Source organism: Serratia sp. Tan611 (assembly GCF_905188235.1).
GTDB classification, from domain to species: Bacteria; Pseudomonadota; Gammaproteobacteria; order Enterobacterales; family Enterobacteriaceae; genus Serratia_B; species Serratia_B rhizosphaerae.
Window position 1 is genome coordinate 3526266 of sequence record NZ_LR994655.1, and the last position, 21402, is coordinate 3547667.

At 59.1% G+C, this 21402-nt stretch carries 19 protein-coding genes; 10 read left to right on the top strand and 9 right to left on the bottom strand.

Annotated features, from left to right (window positions below):
• Window positions 1-244: 244 nt before the first annotated feature.
• Window positions 245-2539: a TonB-dependent siderophore receptor gene (locus TAN611_RS16675; protein ID WP_105232041.1), complete on the top strand. Its 2295-nt coding sequence runs from the start codon at window positions 245-247 to the stop codon at window positions 2537-2539.
• 127 nt (window positions 2540-2666) lie between these two features.
• Here the strand turns inward: TAN611_RS16675 and alsS are convergent, their stop codons facing one another.
• Window positions 2667-4352 (bottom strand): acetolactate synthase AlsS, encoded by a 1686-nt coding sequence (gene alsS / locus TAN611_RS16680; protein WP_105232042.1) that lies wholly within the window; start codon window positions 4350-4352, stop codon window positions 2667-2669.
• A gap of 69 nt (window positions 4353-4421) precedes the next feature.
• A complete protein-coding gene (gene budA, locus TAN611_RS16685) occupies window positions 4422-5201 on the bottom strand; it encodes an acetolactate decarboxylase (RefSeq protein ID WP_105232043.1) in 780 nt (259 codons plus the stop codon).
• Between the two features lie 402 nt (window positions 5202-5603).
• Here budA and TAN611_RS16690 point away from each other — a divergent pair, with 402 nt between their 5' ends.
• From TAN611_RS16690 to TAN611_RS16700, 3 genes are all read left to right on the top strand, one after another.
• Complete coding sequence (locus tag TAN611_RS16690; protein ID WP_105232044.1) at window positions 5604-6506, top strand: LysR family transcriptional regulator; 903 nt, start codon at window positions 5604-5606, stop codon at window positions 6504-6506.
• Between the two features lie 61 nt (window positions 6507-6567).
• The gene (locus TAN611_RS16695; protein WP_105232045.1) at window positions 6568-7116 is read left to right on the top strand and encodes a nucleotidyltransferase family protein; all 549 of its coding nucleotides are present in this window, start codon (window positions 6568-6570) and stop codon (window positions 7114-7116) included.
• A 57-nt stretch (window positions 7117-7173) separates the two neighbouring features.
• Window positions 7174-7614 carry a FlxA-like family protein gene (locus TAN611_RS16700; RefSeq protein ID WP_187044319.1) on the top strand — a complete coding sequence of 147 codons (441 nt, stop codon included), beginning with the start codon at window positions 7174-7176 and terminating at the stop codon, window positions 7612-7614.
• 1 nt (window position 7615) lies between these two features.
• Here TAN611_RS16700 and TAN611_RS16705 read toward each other — a convergent pair whose 3' ends face one another.
• Window positions 7616-8536, bottom strand: a complete 921-nt coding sequence (locus tag TAN611_RS16705) for a LysR family transcriptional regulator (RefSeq protein WP_105232047.1) — start codon at window positions 8534-8536, stop codon at window positions 7616-7618.
• A 96-nt stretch (window positions 8537-8632) separates the two neighbouring features.
• Here TAN611_RS16705 and TAN611_RS16710 point away from each other — a divergent pair, with 96 nt between their 5' ends.
• The gene (locus TAN611_RS16710) at window positions 8633-9619 is read left to right on the top strand and encodes a bile acid:sodium symporter family protein (RefSeq protein ID WP_105232048.1); all 987 of its coding nucleotides are present in this window, start codon (window positions 8633-8635) and stop codon (window positions 9617-9619) included.
• A 37-nt stretch (window positions 9620-9656) separates the two neighbouring features.
• Here the strand turns inward: TAN611_RS16710 and TAN611_RS16715 are convergent, their stop codons facing one another.
• The 3 genes from TAN611_RS16715 to zipA form a co-directional block, all read right to left on the bottom strand.
• Window positions 9657-9872 (bottom strand): DUF3820 family protein, encoded by a 216-nt coding sequence (locus tag TAN611_RS16715; protein ID WP_015673278.1) that lies wholly within the window; start codon window positions 9870-9872, stop codon window positions 9657-9659.
• A complete protein-coding gene (ligA, locus tag TAN611_RS16720; RefSeq protein WP_105232049.1) occupies window positions 9872-11893 on the bottom strand; it encodes an NAD-dependent DNA ligase LigA in 2022 nt (673 codons plus the stop codon). Before ligA ends, TAN611_RS16715 begins: the two co-directional genes overlap by 1 nt.
• 77 nt (window positions 11894-11970) lie before the next feature.
• On the bottom strand, window positions 11971-12972 hold the full coding sequence (zipA, locus tag TAN611_RS16725) for a cell division protein ZipA (RefSeq protein ID WP_105232050.1): 1002 nt from the start codon (window positions 12970-12972) through the stop codon (window positions 11971-11973).
• 223 nt (window positions 12973-13195) lie between these two features.
• Here zipA and cysZ point away from each other — a divergent pair, with 223 nt between their 5' ends.
• From cysZ to crr, 5 genes are all read left to right on the top strand, one after another.
• On the top strand, window positions 13196-13957 hold the full coding sequence (gene cysZ, locus TAN611_RS16730; protein ID WP_105232051.1) for a sulfate transporter CysZ: 762 nt from the start codon (window positions 13196-13198) through the stop codon (window positions 13955-13957).
• 292 nt (window positions 13958-14249) lie between these two features.
• Window positions 14250-15218: a cysteine synthase A gene (gene cysK / locus TAN611_RS16735; protein ID WP_203066765.1), complete on the top strand. Its 969-nt coding sequence runs from the start codon at window positions 14250-14252 to the stop codon at window positions 15216-15218.
• Between the two features lie 402 nt (window positions 15219-15620).
• Window positions 15621-15878 (top strand): phosphocarrier protein Hpr, encoded by a 258-nt coding sequence (ptsH, locus tag TAN611_RS16740; protein WP_000487600.1) that lies wholly within the window; start codon window positions 15621-15623, stop codon window positions 15876-15878.
• Between the two features lie 46 nt (window positions 15879-15924).
• A complete protein-coding gene (gene ptsI / locus TAN611_RS16745) occupies window positions 15925-17652 on the top strand; it encodes a phosphoenolpyruvate-protein phosphotransferase PtsI (protein WP_105232053.1) in 1728 nt (575 codons plus the stop codon).
• Window positions 17653-17701: 49 nt separating this feature from the next.
• Window positions 17702-18211 (top strand): PTS glucose transporter subunit IIA, encoded by a 510-nt coding sequence (crr, locus tag TAN611_RS16750; RefSeq protein ID WP_004936467.1) that lies wholly within the window; start codon window positions 17702-17704, stop codon window positions 18209-18211.
• A 41-nt stretch (window positions 18212-18252) separates the two neighbouring features.
• Here the strand turns inward: crr and TAN611_RS16755 are convergent, their stop codons facing one another.
• From TAN611_RS16755 to cysM, 3 genes are all read right to left on the bottom strand, one after another.
• Window positions 18253-19572, bottom strand: coding sequence for an ATP-binding protein (locus tag TAN611_RS16755; protein ID WP_105233465.1), 1320 nt, complete (start codon window positions 19570-19572; stop codon window positions 18253-18255).
• 5 nt (window positions 19573-19577) lie between these two features.
• Window positions 19578-20258: a response regulator transcription factor gene (locus TAN611_RS16760; protein WP_105232054.1), complete on the bottom strand. Its 681-nt coding sequence runs from the start codon at window positions 20256-20258 to the stop codon at window positions 19578-19580.
• Between the two features lie 207 nt (window positions 20259-20465).
• Window positions 20466-21347, bottom strand: a complete 882-nt coding sequence (gene cysM / locus TAN611_RS16765; protein WP_203066766.1) for a cysteine synthase CysM — start codon at window positions 21345-21347, stop codon at window positions 20466-20468.
• Between the last annotated feature and the right edge of the window lie 55 nt (window positions 21348-21402).

Below are 21402 nucleotides of genomic sequence, written 5' to 3' on the forward strand. Positions count from 1 at the left end.
TATATAGACACGGTAAATCGAATACTATTGATAATTATTTTCATTTGCAATAGTGTGTACGGGCCCACAAACAGGGTCGGTATTCTTCATCGGGGACGGATGCCGATTATTAGTAACGGGTCGAATGCCGGGCGCGTCTCCGGCTTATTCTATCCATGAATCATTGACGACATAAAAAACGACAACCGGCTGCCCTGCCGGCATGAGCTACGCCGCAGGGATGGCAAAACGGCAGGAAATCACAATGAATCGCACACTTTCTCGTTATTCTCTGGCTACCTTTATCGGCCTGGGTTTAGGCGCGTCCACTTTGGCACACGCCGCACAGCAAACGGATACCCCCTCAAACGCGGAAAACACCGCCGCCGCTGACGATAAAAAACCAGCAAAACCGGCCGAAGACACCATCCTGGTGACCGCCGCCAAGCAGAACCTGCAGGCGCCCGGCGTCTCCACCATCACCGCCGACGAAATCAAAAAGCGCCCGCCGGCGCGCGATATCAGCGAACTGATCCGCACCATGCCCGGCGTCAACCTGACCGGCAACTCCACCAGCGGCCAGCGCGGCAACAACCGCCAGCTGGATATCCGCGGCATGGGGCCGGAAAACACGCTGGTTCTGATCGACGGTATGCCGGCCAGCAGCCGCAACTCGGTGCGTCAGGGCTGGCGCGGCGAGCGCGATACCCGCGGCGACACCGCCTGGGTGCCGCCGGAAATGATTGAGCGCATCGAAGTGCTGCGCGGCCCGGCCGCCGCCCGCTATGGCAGCGGCGCCGCCGGTGGCGTGGTCAATATCATCACCAAGAAACAGACCAAAGAACTGCACGGCTCGCTGAATGCCTACTACAACATTCCGCAGCATAAAGAGGAAGGCGCCACCAAACGCACCGACTTCAGCCTGGCCGGGCCGTTAACCGATACCCTGAGCTTCCGCCTGTTCGGCGGCTACAGCAAAACCCAGGCGGATTCCCAATATATCAACCAGGGTCATCAGTCCGACCGCTACGGCGCCTATGCCGACAGCCTGCCGGCCGGTCGCGAAGGGGTGATCGACAAAAACATCAACGGCCTGCTGCACTGGGATTTCGCCCATCTGCAATCGCTGGAGTTCGAATATGGCTACGGCCGTCAGGGCAACCTGTACGCCGGCGATACCCAGAACACCAACAGCAATGACCTGGTGAAGGATATGTACGGTAAAGAGACCAACCGTATGTACCGCGAAACCTACGCCTTACGTTATCAGGGCGCCTGGGACAACGGCGTCAGCACCAATAACTATGTGCAATACGAAAACACCCGCAACTCGCGGATGAACGAAGGGCTGGCCGGGGGCACCGAAGGGATTTTCAACGAGAAAGACGCCGGCTTTAACGATACCGATCTGGACGATATCCTGCTGCACAGCGAAGTCAGCGTGCCGTTTGAAATGTGGGTGCCGCAAACCGCCACGCTGGGCGCCGAATGGAACCAGCAGAAGATGAAGAGCAGTTCAATCGTCAGCCAGGCGCTGCAGGGCGGCGATATCGACGGTCTCTCCAGTTCGGATCGCAGCCCCTACTCGTCCGCGCGTATTTTCTCGCTGTTTGCCGAAGATAATATTGAGCTCACCGACACCACCATGCTGACGCCGGGCATGCGCTACGATCACCACTCGGTGTCCGGCGATAACTGGAGCCCGTCGCTGAATCTGTCGCAGGAGCTGGGTGAATACTTCACCCTGAAGATGGGCATCGCCCGCGCCTATAAAGCGCCGAACCTGTTCCAGACCAACCCGAACTATATCCTGTACAGCAAAGGCCAGGGCTGCGCCAACAGCTCCAGCGGCGTCGGCTGCTACCTGATGGGCAACGACGATCTGAAGGCAGAAACCAGCGTTAACAAAGAAATCGGGCTGGAGTTCCACAACGACGGCTGGCTGGCCGGCGTCACTTACTTCCGCAACGACTACCGCAACAAGATAGAAGCCGGCTACACGCCTGTCAGCCAGACCAGCAACGGTAAAACCGATATCTATCGCTGGGAGAACGTGCCTAAGGCGGTGGTGCAGGGTCTGGAAGGGTCGCTGAACGTGCCGGTCAGCGAAACGGTCTCCTGGACCAACAACCTGACCTATATGATCGAGAACAAGAATAAGACCACCGACGATTACCTGTCGGTTATTCCCAAGTTCACGCTCAACTCCACCCTGAGCTGGCAGGCGACGCAGGACCTGTCGATGCAAAGCACCCTGACCTGGTACGGCCGTCAGAAGCCGAAGAAGTACAACTACAAAGGGGAAGCCACCAGCGGCAGTGAAAGACGTGAAGTCAGCCCGTACGCCATCGTCGGCCTCAGCGCCACCTACGACGTCAGCAAAAACGTCAGCATGACCGCCGGGGTAGACAACCTGTTCGACAAACGCCAGTTCCGCGCCGGCAACGCGCAGAACGTCGGCAACCCGACCACCGGCGCGGTCAATATTGCCGGCGCCGGGGCGGCTACCTACAACGAACCGGGCCGTACCTTCTATATGAGCATCAACACCCACTTCTGATAGCGGGTAACGCCGGGATGAAAACATCCCCCCCGGCACTGCCATAAAAAAACCGGTCAGCATGTTGACCGGTTTTTTATTATCAACGCCCTCCAGGGCGCGTTTTCTATCAGGTAAAGAAGTCCGCTTAAATCATCTGGCTGAAATTCATCTGCGCCATCAGCTTGTAGTTATCGGCGTAATCCACCGGGATCGCCACCACCACCGGCCCCTGAATCTCCATCGCCTTACGCAGCACCGGCCGCAGCTCGTCCACCGACTGGACGGCGAAGCCCACCGCGCCGCAGGATTCGGCGTAGGCTTTAAAATCAATCGGCCCGAATGACACGCCGGATTTGCGCTGGTACTTGTTCACCTCCTGCATTTCCACCATGTTATAGGCGTTATCCACCCAGATAACGTGCACGATGTTGGTTTTCAGCCGCACCGCGGTTTCCAGCTCCATGCTCGACTGCATAAAGCCGCCGTCGCCGGAAATCGACACCACCTTATCCCCCGGCCGCACCAGCGCCGCACCGATGGCCCACGGCAGCGCCACGCCCATGGTTTGCTGGCCGTTGGAAATCAGCAGCTGACGCGCGCGGAAGCTGTACAGGTAGCGGGCGATCCAGATATGGAAGCTGCCCATATCCACGCACAGCGTCACGTCATCGCTGACGATATCCTGCAGCTCCTTCACGATGCGCAGCGGATGAATCGGCATGCCGCCGCGCCGCGCCGCACGCTCGGCCAGCTCGCTGCGCTGACGGCTCAGATCGGCCAGAATGGTTTCCACCTCCGTTGGTATGGTCAGCCGCCCCGGCAGGCTATCGCCGAGCGCCTGAATGGTGGCGCTGATATTACCCACCAGTTCGACGTCCGGTCGGTAACAGCAGTCGATCTCCGCCGGCTGCACGTCGATATGCACCAGCTTAAGATGACGCGCGCCGTTCCACATACACGGATCGTACTCAATCGGCCCGTAGCCGACGCTGACCACCAGATCGGCCTTTTGCAGCAGCTGATCCGCCGGTTGGTTATTGAACAGGCCGACGCGGCCGGCGAAACGGGCGAAATGATTAACGTCAATCGCCCCGGCCGCCTGATAGGTGCCGACCACCGGCATCTGCGTACGGTACAGCAGCTGACGTACCGCCTCGCTGTTTTCCGGCCGGCTGGCCTGCAGCCCCAGCAGCAGCACCGGGCAGGCGGCCTGCTGAATCAGCGCCGCCGCCCGCTGAATATCGTCGCTGGCCGCGGCGCCCATGCGCGGTGCGGGGCAGCCGGCCAGCACCGGCGCGCTTACCGGTTCATTGACGATATCCATCGGCAGACTGATAAAAGACGCCCCCGGACGGCCGAACTCGGCGCTGCGGAAAGCATTGGCGATCACCTCAGAAATCGCCGAACCGGCGTGTACTTCAGCGCAATATTTGGTCACCGGGCGGAACATGCTGACGGTATCCATACTCTGGTGGGTCTGCTTGAGGTTATCGGCACGTTTCACCGCCCCGCCCAGCGCCACCACCGCATCGCCTTCCGAGGTGGCGGTCGCCAGACCGGTGATCAGGTTGGAGCTGCCGGGGCCGGACGTCACCAGCGCCACCCCGGCCTTACCGGTCAGGCGGCCGACCGCCGCCGCCATAAAGGCGGCGTTGGCCTCGTGACGCACCACCACGGTCTCAATCGACGGCGCATCCTCCAGCGAATCAAACACCCGGTCGATTTTTGCCCCGGGGATGCCGAACACGTGCTTTACCCCCTGTGCTTCCAGATTTTTCACCACCAAATCGGCGCCGCACTGCCAGTTTTCATCCGTATTAAGCTGTTTCATGGTTCCACCTCATAAAGTAAAAAAATCGACCGCCGTTATTGCGCCACGACACGCATGGCGCAGGCCTGTTTAGCCTTCGGCAGAACGAATGGCGCTGTCCAAATCCTCCGGGCAGAGGTTGGTGCGCAGAAAATCCGCATCGTGCGGCAATTGAAGGTTGAGACGCGTGATGACGCCAAACTGCAGACGACCCTGTTCCAGCTGATAATCCAGCACGTGGCCGCCGCCGTTACGGTCGTCGGTGACAAAATGTTCGTGATAGCCGGCCACGCCGATGCCCTGCATATAATCCGGCGAGCGGAAGCCCACCAGCGTGCCGCAGCGCCGCGTAAAGGCGAAGGTCGGCTGTGCTTCTATCGCCTCCAGCATCGGCTTGTAGGGGCGTTCCTGACGCGGTACGGTGCGGGTTTCCACATGGCTGAACTCGCCGTCGACGCGCAGCGCGCAAAACAGATTGGGCGAGGCCACCTGTTCGTCGATGCACTGGTGCAGTTGAGCTTTGGTGATAGGACGGTCGAAATGCTGCGTGACGCTGGGCTTGAAAAAGGTCACTACGGCAAACGGCGTTTTTTGATCCTGCTGCGCCGGGCGTGCGCTGCCGTCGGCGCGCAGCTGATGAATTTCCTGGTCAAAGGCGATCAGTTCGCCGTCAAGATGGTTGAAGGTTCCCAGGCCGAAATCACCGTGGCGCAGCAGTTCGGCGATGGTGACGTCTCCCTCGTATACCCCGCCGATCAGCGCGCTCATCAGCGAAATCTGGTAAATCTCCCCTTCACCGGTTGCCGCCGACTGGCTGGCAAAACCCTGTGCCAAATGCTGCGCACAGGAACACCCGTGGTTCTGGTTCATGCAATACTCCTCCACCAGCGCGGACATACGGCGTCCGCGCGTTCAACTATGCTGCTCAGCCCGCTTCGCGTTGTAACGATTCAGCTACCGGCAACAAAAAATCGACCTCTGGGGTCGACACCACGTTGGGAGAAACAAATGATTAACATTTCTAACCTTTAGTCTCTCTAATTCCGCCGTGATAAAAACGTTTTCTGGTGTTGAAGCAAAAAAAGGGTTGCCGGAAGCTATCCGCCACAACCACGTAACAAGTTATGACAACAGTAATATTTTTACATTTTCTCTTAATTTATCGGCGATAATGTGTCGGAAACCCGCATTATCTCCTTAAAAATAGTAGGATTAAGCCGCAGCGCTGAGAACCCTATATTCATAAGAAACGCTTTTGCATATAATGCAAAGATGAACGACACCCGTTATGCCGAACATTTGCCGATTTTTCTGGAAGTCGCCCAACTGGGCAGCTTCTCCGCCGCAGCCCGCAAGCTGGGCATGGTGCCCTCTTCGCTGGTGCGCCATATCGATACGCTGGAGCAACAGTTGGCGGTGACACTGTTTATCCGCTCGACCCGCGGCTTACAGCTGACCGATGCCGGGAAAATGCTGCAGAGCCGCGCCGCAGCGCTGCAAGCCGATATGCTGACCCTGCGCGCCGAACTGCACTCGCTCAGCGATGTGCCGCAGGGCGTGCTGCGCATCAGTTGCCTGCCGACCTTTGGTAAAACCTACCTGTTGCCGCTGCTGCCGGAACTGGCGCAGCGCTATCCGCAGTTGGCGGTGGAGCTGGATTTCACCGAGCGCCCCGCCGATCCCAAACAGGAGTCCCTCGACGCCGCGCTGCGTATCGGCGAGCAGAAAGACAGCTCGCTGTATGCCCGCCGCATCGCCACCCAACGCTGGCTGATGTGCGCCAGCCCGGCCTATGTCGCCCGCTACGGACGCCCGAGCACGCTGGCCGACCTGCCACAGCACCGGCTGATTGCGCGCTTACATCAGCAGCAGCCGGCCTGCTGGGGGCAAATTCTTGACGCCGCGCTGCTTAACCGCTGCAAGCTGGCTTTACGCTGCGATGATTTCACCGCCCAGCGGCTGGCGGCGCTCAGCGGTATCGGCATCACCTTCCTGCCCAACTGGGTGGTAGGACCGGACGTGCATAGCGGCGCGCTGTTGCCGCTGATGGACGACCCGCGTGGCGAGGAGCAAGGGATTTATCTGCTGCGCCCGGTAGCCAAGGTTTCCGCCAGGCTGGCGGCCTTCACCACGCTGCTGCAGCAATATATCGGCCAGCCGCCCAGCTGGGCCTGAGACATCGCGCATTTCATCCTTTTCCGCTTCAGGGTACAGTAGCCGCAACCAAGGAGCGCTTATGCAGCCAGAGCAGCAGATTATTGAGTGGTTACAACAGGATGAAGCGCGCATCAACGCCCTGCGCGCCGCGCGCCGTCTGGGGCTGGGCGACTGGTGCCTCGGCGCCGGTTTTGTGCGCAATTTAGTGTGGGATCGGCGGCACGACTATGCGCAGCCGACGCCGCTGAACGATATCGACGTGATCCATTTTGATCCGCAGCGCACCCAGCCCGAACGCGATCGCATGCTGGAGGCGCGCCTGCGGGAGTGGTTGCCGCAGCCCTGGTCGGTGAAAAATCAGGCGCGGATGCACCTGCGCGCCGGGCGCGCGCCCTACCGCAGCAGTGAAGACGCCATCAGTTACTGGACAGAGATCGAAACGGCGGTCGGCGCACGGCTCAACGCCGACGACAGCATTACGCTGGTCGCCCCCTTCGGCCTGCAGGCGCTGTTCGCCGACAGCATTACCTTCAACGCCAAAAGCGCCAATTTCGCCGCCTATCAGCAGCGTGTTGCCGACAAAGGCTGGCTGCAGCGCTGGCCGCAACTGCGACAGTCTGCTGTCTAAAGTTTGCGCGCACCCTGCCGATAAGAGTGAGAGATCACCCGACTCAGGAACCGCGATATGATAAACAGCATCATCACGTCCGCAGTACTCAAACCGGCCCTGCCGGCGGTCGGCCGCCTCGCCAGCGCACCGGGCAACGCCGGCCAGCTGCTGATGGCCACGCCGCTGGACACCCATCCCAACGCCGGCAAAGCGAAGAAGAACGATGGCAACCAGCCCGCAGCGCCCGTTGAGCACGGCGCGCCGGCGCGTATCAAGGCGTTGCAGCAGCAAATTCAGGATTTACAGCAACAGCTGCTGGAGCTGAAAGACTCAGACGGCGATGCTAAACAGATCGAACAGCAAAAACAGCTGCTCCAGGCGCGTATCGCCATGCTGCAGGCCGAGATCGCGCGCATCCGCAAAGAAGAGATGGAAAAACAGCAGTTAGAACACGCGAAAACGGCCGACGGCGTCAACCGCCCTACGCCGTACAACGCGCTGGACGTCTATATCTGAGTCAGCCGGCCGGCCGTTGTTGACGCTGCTGTTGCAACAGCGCCGCCTGTTCCCGCACGACCTGCCAGACCGCCTCCGCCGCCGGCGACAGCGAACGGTTCTTGCGCCGCACCAGCATCAGGGCGCGGTGGATCTCCGGCTGCAGCCGCTTCACCCGCAGCTGACCGCCCTCCGGCAGCGGCAACGCCAGCGCCGGGAAGATGCTGATGCCGATGCCCGCGGCCACCATCGGAAACAGCGTGGCCGGATGGCCGATCTCCTGCACCACCTCCGCTTCCACGCCCTGCTGACGCAGCGCGCTGTCGATCAACTGCCGGCTGCCGGAGGCATAATCCTGCAACACCAGCCGGCTGCCGCTCAGCGCCGACCAATGCACCTGCGGCAGATCGGCAAACGGATGATCGTCCCGGCACAGCAGTAAAAACGGCTCATGCAGGATCGGTTCACAATCCAGATCGATCGCCTGCACCGGATCGACCACGATGCCGAAGTCCACCTCGGCGTTGCGGATGCTGTTCAGCACCCACTGCTGCGCCTGATCGCGCAGCAGGATACGGATGTCCGGATACTGCCGCTCGCCGGCGGCGATGCACTGCGGCATCAGGTGTGCCGAAATGGTCTGGCTGGAAGCCACCCGCACGGTGCCGCTGCGCTGCACGCCAAAGCTGCGCGCGTCCAACAGCGACGCCTGCAGCTCATCCAGCAAACGTTCGACGCGGTTAGCCAGCCGGCGCCCCGCGTCGGTCAGCAACACTTCGCGGGTGGTGCGGTCCAGCAGGCGCACGCCGATTTCCGCCTCCAGCTCTTTAACGCTGTGGCTGACCGCCGACTGCGTCAGCCCTATCGCTTCGCCGGCGCGGCTAAAACTGCCGTGGCGCGCAATGGCAACAAATACGCGCAGTTGCTTCAGGGAGTAGTTCATGATTTTTATTCATATATAAATTAAATAAATCAATTTTATTATTATATTCCGGCGCGCCACACTATTCCTATTATTTTCCCGTACGAGTTTAGCCATATGAAATTTCTCCCCGACCGTTTTACCCTGACGCTGCTCGCCACCGTGCTGTTAGCTTCGTTTTTGCCGGCACGCGGCGTGGCGGTCGGCTGGCTGAATACCCTGACCGTCGCCGCCATCGCCCTGCTGTTTTTTATGCACGGCGCCAAACTGTCGCGCGAGGCGATTCTCGCCGGCAGCAATAACTGGCGGCTGCATCTGTGGGTGATGTTCAGCACCTTTATCATTTTCCCGCTGCTCGGCGTGCTGTTTAAGTGGTGGTCGCCGGTGGCCGTCAGTCCGGAACTGTATAACGGCTTTATCTATCTGTGCATTTTGCCCGCGACGGTGCAGTCCGCCATCGCCTTTACCTCGCTGGCCGGCGGCAATGTGGCGGCGGCGGTATGCAGCGCCTCAGCCTCCAGCCTGCTGGGCATCTTCGTTTCGCCGCTGCTGGTCGGCCTGCTGTTGAACGTGCATGGCGAAACCGGCGGCCTGCAGCAGGTCGGCAGTATCGTGCTGCAACTGCTGGTGCCGTTTATCGCCGGCCACCTGGCGCGGCCGCTGATCGGCAAATGGATTGACCGCCACCGGAAATGGATTGGCAAAACCGACCAGACATCAATTCTGCTGGTGGTATACGCCGCCTTCAGCGAAGCGGTGACCCACGGCATCTGGCATCAGGTGGGATGGAAGGCGCTGCTGTTTATTCTGCTCGTCAGCCTGGCGCTGCTGGCCGTTGTGCTGTTGATCAATATTCAGATGGCGCGCTGGCTGGGGTTCAATAAAGCGGATGAGATCACTATCGTGTTCTGCGGCTCGAAAAAGAGCCTGGCGAACGGCATCCCGATGGCCAATATTCTGTTTCCGGCCGCCAGCGTCGGGGTGATGGTGCTGCCGTTAATGGTGTTCCATCAGGTGCAGCTGATGACCTGCGCGATGCTGGCGCGGCGCTATCAGCAAAAACAGCTGCGGCAGCAGCAGGCATCGCAGGTGAAAGCCCTCTGAAAAAGCAACGGGGACGCATCTGCGTCCCCGTCGTCAGTCAACCGCGTTTCAGCGGCTTCACCAGCGCGTCCAATCCTTCAATTTTCAGCGCCAGCGTCATCTCCATCAGCATGCCCAGTTTGCCTTTGGGAAACTCGCCCTTACGGGCAAACCACAGCAGATACTCTTCCGGCAAATCAATCAGCACCCGCCCCTGGTATTTGCCAAAAGGCATCACCGTATTGGCGATTTCAATCAGGTTTTCCTTTTCCATCAGTCACCCAGCAGGCGGATCATTTCCGCTTCGTCGATCACTTCGATGCCCAGCTCCTGTGCTTTAACCAGCTTGGAGCCGGCGGCTTCGCCGGCGATCACCAGATCGGTTTTCTTCGATACGCTGCCGCTTACTTTAGCCCCCAGCGCCGTCAGGCGATCTTTGGCTTCATCACGCGACAGCTGACTCAGAGAACCGGTCAGCACCACGGTTTTACCGGCAAACGGGCTGTCTATCTCTTCTGCCGCCACCACCACCGGCGCCGGCCAGTTAATGCCGATTTCCGGGCTGACCAGTTCATCAATCACCCGCTGATTCAGCGCTTCGGCAAAGAAGTTGACCACATGCTTCGCCACCACTTCGCCCACGTCCGGCACCAGTTTTAACGCTTCGACGTCCGCCGCTCGTAGCGCGTCCAGCGAGCCGAAATGCGCCGCCAGGTTGGCCGCCGTGGCTTCGCCGACCTCACGGATGCCCAGCGCATACAGGAAACGGGCAAAGGTGGTCTGTTTGGATTTCTCCAGCGCATTGACCAGATTCTGCGCCGACTTCGGCCCCATGCGATCCAGCCCGGTCAGCAGACCGGCAGACAGGCGGAACAGATCGGCGGGATCCTTGACGTACTCTTTTTCCACCAGCTGTTCGATGATCTTGTCGCCCATGCCGTCAACGTCCAGCGCACGGCGGGAGACAAAGTGCTTCAGCGCCTCTTTCCGCTGCGCCGCGCAAATTAAGCCGCCGGTGCAGCGCGCGACCGCTTCGCCTTCCACCCGTTCAACGTCGGAGCCGCATACCGGACAGTGCTGCGGGAACACCACCTCGCGCGCATCGAGGGGACGGCGCTCTTCCACCACGCCCACCACCTGCGGGATTACATCGCCGGCGCGGCGAACGATCACCGTATCGCCGATGCGCAGCCCGAGCCGTTCAATTTCATCGGCGTTGTGCAGCGTAGCGTTGCTGACGGTGACGCCGGCCACCAGCACCGGCTCCAGACGCGCCACCGGCGTAATCGCCCCGGTGCGACCGACCTGAAACTCAACCTCGCGCACCTGGGTAATCTGCTCCTGCGCCGGGAATTTAAAGGCGGTAGCCCAGCGCGGCGCCCGGGCGACAAACCCCAACTGTTCCTGCAGATCGATATCGTCAATCTTCACCACCACGCCGTCGATATCAAACCCGAGCCCGCCGCGGTCCTGTTCAACCTGGCGGTAAAAGGCCAGCACCTCGTCGCTGCCGCTGCACACTCTGGCGCGATCGCTGACCGGCAGCCCCCAGGCTTTAAATTGCATCAGGCGCTGCCAGTGGCTGCGCGGCAGTTCGCCGCCTTCCAGCAGGCCGACGCCGTAGCAGAAGAAGGTCAGCGGACGTTTGGCGGTAATGCGCGGGTCCAGCTGACGCAGCGAGCCGGCGGCGGCGTTACGCGGGTTGGCGAACACCTTGCCGTCCTTACGGCGCGCCTCTTCATTCATTTTTTCAAAGCCGGCCTGCGGCATAAACACTTCGCCACGCACTTCCAGCCGGCGCGGAATATTGTCGCCGGTCAGACGCAGCGGAATGGCGCGGATGGTGCGCACGTTGGCGGTGATGTTCTCGCCGGTGGTGCCGTCGCCGCGCGTGGCGGCGCGCACCAGCTCGCCGTCTTCATACAGCAGGCTGACCGCCAGCCCGTCCAGCTTCAGCTCGCAGCAGAAGCTCAGCGCCTCGCTGCTTTTCAGCCGATCCTGCACCCGCTTATAAAACGCCAGGAAACTCTCATCGTCGAATACGTTGTCCAGCGACAGCATCGGTACTTCATGGCGCACCTGCTCAAACGCCGACAGCGGCGCGGCGCCAACGCGTTGGGTCGGCGAGTCGGCGGTGACCAGCTCAGGGTGCGCCTCTTCCAGCTCGCGCAGCTCGCGCATCAGGCGGTCATATTCCGCATCGGGAATTTCCGGCGCATCCAGCACGTGGTACTGGTATTCATGATGGCGCAGTTGGGTTCGCAGTTGATTGATTGTTTCGATTGTTGTGGCCATAGCTCACCATCAGAGATAAAAAACCCCCAGCGAGTGGGGGTTTCAGGAGACGTAATGTTCAGTGCGCATTGCAACCGTCAGGCGTTGTTTTCCAACACTTCACGGATACGCGCTTTATAGCTTTCCAGCTTTTGCGGCGTCATCATGCGACGCTCGTCATCCAGCACCACGCCGCCAACGTCGTCAGCGATGCGCTGCGCCGACTGCAGCATCAGCTTGAAGTTCTGATTGGCGTCGCCGTAGGACGGCACCATCATAAACATGGACACGCCCGGCGTAGAGAAGTCGGACATTGAATCCGGATCGAAAGAACCCGGTTTCACCATATTCGCCAGGCTGAACAGCACCGGGCCGCTGCCGGCCGGGCTGATATGGCGATGGAAAATGCCCATCTCGCCGAACTGGAAGCCGGACTGCAGCACGCTCTGCAGCAAGACTTCGCCGCCGATAATGCCGCCTTGGTGCGCCGCAACGTGCAGCACCAGTACGGTTTCCTTGCGCTTGGCCGGCTCCGGGGCCGGCTGTGCCGGCGCAGGTTCCGCTACAGGCTCAGGCTCGGCCGGTTTGCTTTCAGGCTGCGGCGCAGGCGCTGCTTCCTGTTCAAACGCAGGCTCTGCTTCTGCCGGCGGCAGGTCGTCGACGCGCGGCTCACGCCGCGGCGCTGGCTGCTGTTCTTCGGCAGGTTTCGCTTCCGGTTCGTAGTCGTCCAGCAGCACATCATCGTAGTCCGGCCGCTGAGACAGCGGCGCAGGCTGATGGGCAGCCGGCTGCACCTCGCGCGGCGCCGGCTCGGCCGCCGGAGCGGGCTTCGGCGCAGCTACCGGTTCTTCGCGAGCGGCATCGAAATCACCGAACGACGGCTCCTCTTGCGGATGGGCGGAGCGCACACGCACTTCTCCCACGCCGTCATCGAAGTCGTCGTCAGAAGTTGGTTCACGTTCTTTTTTAGAACGCTTGGCTGGGCGATCGCGGAAAAGGGACGAGCGTTCCTTACGGCTGGTCCACAGACCATGTAATAACAACGCTATTATGGCGATCGCGCCAACAACGATTAATATCAGACGCAAATCCTGCATCATTGCTATCTCTGTTGTTCCAATACATTGCCACCGCGGCAAACATTCACTCTTTAACTCTATTTGCCTGTGCAGACAAGTGCAAGTCCGTGCTGAACTTTATGCTAATAAAGATGATAATTCTGCCTTTTTTGCTTTTTTTTCAGCCAACAACACGCTAGTCAGCAGAAAATCATCCCTATATGATAGCCAGCTTGCCCGTTCTGTTAACGAGATGACTTAAGATATGTCTTATTCGCAGCAAACTTCTTCCTCCGCCAGCGGCGTGCATTACTTTGCCGAAGGCTGGCGCCTGATTACACGCCCCGGCATTAAACGCTACGTGGTGCTGCCGTTACTGGTCAACGTGCTGCTGATGGGTTCTGCCTTCTGGTGGCTCTTCAGCAAACTCGGCGGCTGGATCCCGCAGATGATGGCGCACGTGCCAGACTGGCTGCAATGGCTCAGCTACCTGCTGTGGCCGATCACCGTCATCTCCGTGGTGCTGGTGGCCGGCTATCTGTTCAGCACCATCACCAATCTGATCGCCGCACCGTTCTGCGGCCTGCTGGCCGAGCAACTGGAAGGCCAGCTGACCGGTAAACCGCTGCCGGACAGCGGCATGGTCGGCCTGGTCAAAGACGTGCCGCGCATTATGGCGCGTGAGTGGCGCAAGCTGGCGTACTACCTGCCGCGCGCGCTGGTGCTGTTTCTGTTGTACTTTGTGCCGGTCGTCGGCCAAACGGTAGCGCCGGTGCTGTGGTTCCTGTTCAGCGCCTGGATGCTGGCGATTCAGTACTGCGACTACCCGTTCGACAACCATAAGGTCAGCTTTGCCGATATGCGCCGCGCCCTGCGGCAGAATAAGGTGCATAACCTGCAGTTCGGCGCGCTGGTCAGCCTGTTTACCCTGATCCCGATCCTTAACCTGGTGATCCTGCCGGTGGCGGTATGCGGCGCCACGGCGATGTGGGTTGACCGCTATCGCCGTCAGTTCGTCGCACATTAATCCCCCCTCCCCTGACCAACGGCCCTGCTTGCAGAGCTGTTGGTCATCGTTTCCCGCCGCCGCAATCGCGCCTTATAACCACATAGCGGCATCGGTACTGACAAATGCCCCGCCGGATAAACGCGTCAAACACCAATAATTACTTGAATTTACATATAATTTGAAAAAATAACCCTTCTAGCACATATTCTCTAATAACATATCAATATACCAATTCCTTACTTCCCTGCCGGGAGCGTTAGCGTATGCTTTCGACGTTCCCTACATTATTCATAGAGTTAAAGGACGGGCTATGAGCAAGATATATGAAGACAACTCATTAACAATCGGCCATACGCCGCTGGTTCGTCTGAACCGCATCGGTAACGGGCGCATCCTCGCCAAGGTCGAATCCCGCAACCCAAGCTTTAGCGTTAAGTGCCGCATCGGCGCCAATATGATTTGGGACGCGGAAAAACGCGGCATCCTGACGCCGGGCAAAGAGCTGGTTGAACCGACCAGCGGCAACACCGGCATCGCGCTGGCCTACGTGGCAGCGGCGCGTGGTTATAAACTGACGCTGACCATGCCGGAAACCATGAGCATCGAACGCCGCAAGCTGCTGAAAGCGCTGGGCGCCAATCTGGTGCTGACCGAAGGTGCCAAAGGTATGAAGGGCGCCATCGCCAAAGCGGAAGAGATCGTCGCCACCGATCCGGATCGCTATATTATTCTGCAGCAGTTCAGCAACCCGGCGAACCCGGAAATTCACGAAAAGACCACCGGCCCGGAAATCTGGGAAGACACCGATGGCGACGTGGATGTGTTTATCTCCGGCGTCGGTACCGGCGGCACTCTGACCGGCGTCAGCCGTTATCTGAAAAACACCAAGGGCAAGGCCGTTACCACCGTGGCCGTTGAACCGACCGACTCGCCGGTGATCTCCCAGGCGCTGGCGGGCGAAGAGCTCAAGCCCGGCCCACACAAGATCCAGGGCATCGGCGCCGGCTTTATTCCGGGTAACCTCGATCTGGATCAGGTCGATCGCGTGGTGCAAATTACCAATGACGAAGCCATCAGCATGGCGCGCCGTCTGATAGAAGAAGAAGGCATTCTGGCCGGCATCTCCTCCGGCGCCGCGGTGGAAGCCGCCGTCAAACTGACTCAGGAACCTGAGTTCGCCGACAAAACCATCGTAGTGATTCTGCCCTCTTCCGGCGAGCGCTACCTGAGCACCGCGCTGTTTGCCGATCTGTTCACCGAGCAGGAATTACAGCAATAATTCAGGCAGTGCACGAAAAGCTAAAAAAGCACCTCACGGGGTGCTTTTTTGTGGGCTGGATCAAAGTTTATACCCGCCGAAGATTGATTTTACCCGTTGGCTCTAGTATTTAACCCTTCCATTATTTCGGTGCACAAAATTAATCGTCCCCCGCCTCTGATTTGCGCTGAATCGATTTACGCGTTTGTCGCCGCGGCGTAAAACACGGCATAATGGGGAGCGGATTGAAACGACGGCCCGCCGGTACGGTTTTTTTGATCTGGACGGGGTAAAGCGTCGTTTTCTGTTGCATCAAGCCTCGCCCCTGTACCATAGTCAGGCGCTAAACGGACAAGCTAAAGTCGCCCCGCTAGGCTAAACTTTAGCTCCACAATATTAATCCAATAAGTTGGGGAAACATCAATGTTCCAGCAAGAAGTTACTATTACCGCTCCGAATGGTCTGCATACCCGCCCAGCCGCTCAGTTCGTTAAAGAAGCTAAAGGCTTCACGTCTGAAATCACCGTGACCTCCAACGGCAAAAGCGCCAGCGCCAAAAGCCTGTTCAAGCTGCAAACTCTGGGCCTGACCCAAGGGACCGTAGTAACCATTTCTGCTGAAGGCGAAGACGAGCAGAAAGCCGTTGAGCACTTGGTTAAACTGATGGCAGAGCTTGAGTAATCGGCCCGTCTTTTTAGTTAACACCAGTCAAGAGTAAGGTAGGGTTATGATTTCAGGCATTTTAGTATCACCGGGCATCGCTTTTGGTAAGGCTCTCCTGCTGAAAGAAGATGAAATTGTCGTCAACCGGAAGAAAATCTCCGCAGATCTTGTGGAGCAGGAAGTTGCACGTTTCCTGGCAGGCCGCGCCAAAGCATCGGAGCAGTTGGAAGCCATCAAGACCAAAGCCGGCGAAACCTTCGGTGAAGAGAAAGAAGCCATCTTCGAAGGCCACATCATGTTGCTGGAAGATGAAGAGCTTGAGCAGGAAATCATAGCCCTAATCAAAGACGAACTGGCTTCCGCCGACGCCGCTGCCTATACCGTGATCGAAGGTCAGGCGAAGGCGCTGGAAGAGCTGGACGACGAATACCTGAAAGAACGCGCCGCCGACGTGCGCGACATCGGCAAACGTCTGCTGAAAAACATTCTGGGGATGCCGATCGTCGATCTGGGCTCCATTCAGGATGAAGTGATTCTGGTCGCCGCCGACCTGACGCCTTCCGAGACCGCGCAGCTGAACCTGGACAAGGTGCTGGGCTTTATTACCGATCTTGGCGGCCGTACCTCTCACACCTCGATTATGGCGCGCTCGCTGGAGCTGCCGGCCATCGTCGGCACCACCGACGTGACCAAGCAGGTGAAAAACGGCGACTACCTGATTCTGGACGCGGTCAACAACAAGATTTACGTCAACCCGACCGCAGACGTGATCGACGAGCTGAAAGCCGCACAGAACCTGTACATCACCGAGAAAAACGATCTGGCCAAACTGAAGGACCTGCCGGCGATCACGCTGGACGGCCATCAGGTTGAAGTCTGCGCCAACATCGGCACCGTGCGCGACGTCGCCGGCGCTGAACGTAACGGCGCGGAAGGCGTAGGCCTGTACCGTACCGAATTCCTGTTCATGGACCGCGACGCGCTGCCGACCGAAGAAGAGCAGTTCCAGGCATATAAAGCCGTTGCGGAAGCCATGGGCGCACAGGCGGTCATCGTCCGCACCATGGACATCGGCGGCGATAAAGACCTGCCGTACATGAACCTGCCGAAAGAAGAAAACCCGTTCCTCGGCTGGCGCGCGATCCGCATCGCGATGGACCGCCGGGAAATCCTGCACGCACAGCTGCGCGCCATTCTGCGCGCCTCCGCCTTCGGCAAACTGCGCATCATGTTCCCGATGATTATCTCCGTGGAAGAAGTGCGCGATCTGAAGGGCGAACTGGAGACGCTGAAGGCTCAGCTGCGTGAAGAGGGCAAAGCGTTCGACGAAACCATCGAGGTCGGCGTAATGGTCGAAACCCCGGCAGCGGCGGTGATTGCTCACCACCTGGCAAAAGAAGTCGACTTCTTTAGTATTGGGACAAACGATCTAACCCAGTATACTCTGGCGGTAGATCGCGGCAACGAGCTGATTTCTCATCTCTATAACCCGATGTCCCCATCAGTGCTTGGCCTGATCAAACAGGTTATTGACGCATCTCACGCAGAAGGCAAGTGGACCGGCATGTGCGGTGAACTGGCTGGCGATGAACGTGCTACACTGTTGTTATTGGGCATGGGGCTGGATGAGTTCAGCATGAGTGCGATTTCAATCCCGCGCATCAAGAAAATTATTCGTAATACCAATTTCGAAGATGTGAAGGCGTTGGCAGCGCAGGCGTTGGCACAGCCAACGGCGCAAGATCTGATGAACTGCGTGAATAAGTTCATCGAAGAGAAGACACTCTGCTAAACTTCCACGACACTGGAACGCCGCCCAATTAAATGCTTAGGAGAAGATCATGGGTTTGTTCGATAAGTTGAAATCTCTGGTTTCAGATGACAAGAAAGACACGGGCACTATCGAGATCGTCGCTCCGCTTTCTGGCGAAATCGTCAACATCGAAGATGTGCCTGATGTAGTATTCGCTGAAAAGATCGTCGGCGACGGTATTGCCATCAAACCTGCCGGCAACAAAATGGTTGCTCCGGTTGACGGCACTATCGGTAAAATTTTCGAAACCAACCACGCTTTCTCTATCGAATCCGACAGCGGCATTGAGCTGTTCGTGCACTTCGGCATCGATACCGTAGAACTGAAAGGCGAAGGTTTCAAACGCATTGCCGAAGAAGGCCAGCGCGTCAAGAAAGGCGATGTGGTTATCGAGTTCAACCTGCCTCTGCTGGAAGAGAAAGCCAAGTCTACCCTGACGCCGGTGGTTATCTCCAACATGGACGAGATCAAAGAGCTGATCAAACTGTCCGGCAGCGTCACCGTGGGCGAGACCCCGATCATCCGCATCAAGAAGTAATTGCGAATGAGATAAAAACGGCGCCCATCGGCGCCGTTTTTTTATGCCTGCCAACCGGGCACCTTCAGGGTGATCACCAGCCCGCCCTGCTCGCCGTTGCGCGCCTCGGCCTGACCGCCGTGCGCCAGCAACACCTTGCGGGTAATCGCCAGACCCAAACCGTAGCCCTTGCCCGATTTAGGCGAGTTTACCCGCACAAAGGGGTCAAAAATGCTGGACAGTTTGGATTCCTCCACGCCCGGCCCCTGATCGCTCACCACAATATGGAACTGCTGCTCCGCACGCTTTAACACCACCGTCACCCGCTGTCCGCTGCCGGAAAAACGCAGCGCATTGCGCACCACGTTGTCGAGCGCCCGGCGCATCAGCTCGGCGTTGCCCTTCACCGTATACTCATCGTCAGCATTAGCCTGCAGAGCAATCTCCACGCCCGGCACCTGCGCTTCATAACGCGCATCGTTCACTACCGCCGTCACCAGGCCGTACAGGTCGAAGTACTCCTCACCCGCCTGGTTACTGTTTTCGGCGCGCGACAGCGCCAGCAGTTCGCCGATCATTTTATCCAGCCGCCCGGTTTCGTGCTCAATGCGCTGCAGAGAATTCTCTACGTTATCCGGATTCTGCCGCGCCAGACCGATAGCCAGCTGCAGCCTGGCCAGCGGCGAACGCAGCTCGTGCGACACATCGTGCAGCAGTTCTTCACGCGCGCTGACCAGTACTTCCAACCGTTCCGCCATCGAATCAAAGTCGCGCGCCACCTCCGACAGCTCATCGTGCCGCCGCCGCATCGAAGGGAACAGACGGATCGCCAAATCGCCCTGCGCCAGACGGTCAAACCCGCCGCGCAGTTGACGCATCGGCCGCGTCAGGTTCCAGGCCAACAGTGCGCTAAACAGCAAACCGCCAACCCCGCCGATCCACAGCATCGGCTCCGGGATATGGAACAGATGCCAGCGCCGGTTCATCCGGTATTGGGCGCGCAGGCTTTCCACGTCATAACTCAGCAGATAGCCCTGCCGATCGGCCCCGCGCACCCACTCCACGATTTTTTTCGGCATCCGCCCCGACTCTACCGGCGGTGATAGCTGGCCAACCGGCGGCTGCGACGCCGGCGTCACGCGCAGAAAGCGCCGATCCTCCGCCGGCCAGTCGGCGATCATCGCGTTCAGCGCCGGCATGCCGCCGCTTTGCAGCATCGACACCGCCGAAGTAATCTGCATATTGACCAAACGGCGGGCCAATGCATTCTCCGGCGGCTCCCGGTTGCCGTAAACGGCAAAAGAGATCCACAGTACCTGCATCATGATGATAAAAATCAACCAGTAACCCAGCAGGATTTTCCAGAACAGTCTGCCGCGCATCATGCTTACCTGACGCGATAGCCGATGCTGCGCACCGTTTCAATGCCGAGCGTACAGCCCGGCAGCGCGGCCAGCTTCTGGCGGATATTGCTGATATGCACATCAACGCTGCGGTCGTAGGCCTCCCGAGGTCGTCCCAGGCCTTTCTCCGACAGCTCATCCTTGGACACCACGCGCTCCGGCGAACGCAGCAGCAGCTCCAACAGGTTAAATTCCGAGGCGGTCAGGTCGAAGCTCTGCCCGCGCCATTCGCTGCTGCGGGTCGAAGGGTTCAGGATTAAGTCCCCCTGCACAATTTCAGCGTCGCCGTCCTGCACCTCCGGCTGCTCCTCAAAACGGCGCAGCACGGCGCGCAGCCGCGCCACCAGCTCACGCGGATAGCACGGCTTCGGCATATAGTCGTCGGCGCCCATCTCCAGCCCGATTACCCGGTCGATATTGTCGCCTTTCGCCGTCAGCATAATCACCGGCAGGCGGCTCTTCTTGCGCACTTCACGCAGCACATCGATGCCGCTCATATCCGGCAGCATAATATCGAGGATCATGGCGGTATAATCGCCGGACAGCGCCCCTTCAACGCCGGCTTTGCCGGTCAGCACCAGGCTGGCGTTGAAGCCTTCCGCCGTCAGATATTCACTCAGCATGGTGCCCAATTCGAGGTCATCATCGACCAGTAAGATTTTCATGGTTGCTCCTTCACTTATTTGCGCTATCTTCCCGCCAAATCGCTTACTGCGCAGCCGATTTTACGCAATCCTTACAGTTCAGCCGCCCCGACTAAAGCATAGCCGGCGTGCTAAAAGGCGGAAAAAAACATTGCTGCGGGAAAACGTTCGCCCGGAAAATTCCGGGCGAAGCAAAGGGAGAGAGAAGATAAACGCCGAGGGACAGTCTTAGGAAAACACCCCGGTGGACAGATAGCGATCGCCGCGATCGCAGATAATCGCCACGATCACGCTGCCGGGGTTGGCGGCGGCTATCTGTAACGCCCCCGCTACCGCGCCGCCGGAGCTGACGCCGCAGAAGATGCCCTCACGCTGCGCCAGCTGGCGCATGGTGGTTTCGGCAGCGTCCTGGCTGATATCCAGCACCTGGTCCACCAGCTCCGGGCGGAAAATACCCGGCAGGTAAGCCGGCGACCAGCGGCGGATGCCGGGAATACTGCTGCCTTCCGCCGGCTGCAGGCCGACGATCTGCACCGCGGCATTCTGCTTCTTCAGGAACTCGCCGACGCCGGTAATGGTGCCGGTGGTGCCCATACTGGAGACAAAGTGCGTCACGCGCCCTTCGCTCTGGCGCCAAATCTCCGGCCCGGTGGTGGTGAAGTGCGCATAAGGGTTATCCGGGTTATTAAACTGGTCCAGCACCTTGCCCTGCCCCTGACGCTCCATCTCCAGCGCCAGATCGCGCGCGCCTTCCATCCCCTGTTCGCGGCTGACCAGAATCAGTTCGGCGCCGTAGGCACGCATCGCCGCCTGACGCTCCATGCTCATATTTTCCGGCATCAGCAGCTTCAGCCGGTAGCCCTTCATCGCGGCAATCATCGCCAGCGCGATACCGGTATTGCCGCTGGTGGCCTCAATCAGCACATCGCCGGGGGCAATTTCGCCGCGCCGCTCAGCCTGCTGGATCATCGCCAGCGCCGCGCGGTCCTTGACCGAGCCGGCCGGGTTGTTGCCTTCCAGTTTGACCCACACTTCGCTGCCCGTCTCCGTGGCCAGACGTTGTAATTTGATCAGCGGCGTATTGCCGATGTGTTGTTCCAGCGTTGTCACAATCGTTGCCTGTGCATAATGTAATAGGGTCCGGCACTGCCGGACCCTGCTATTT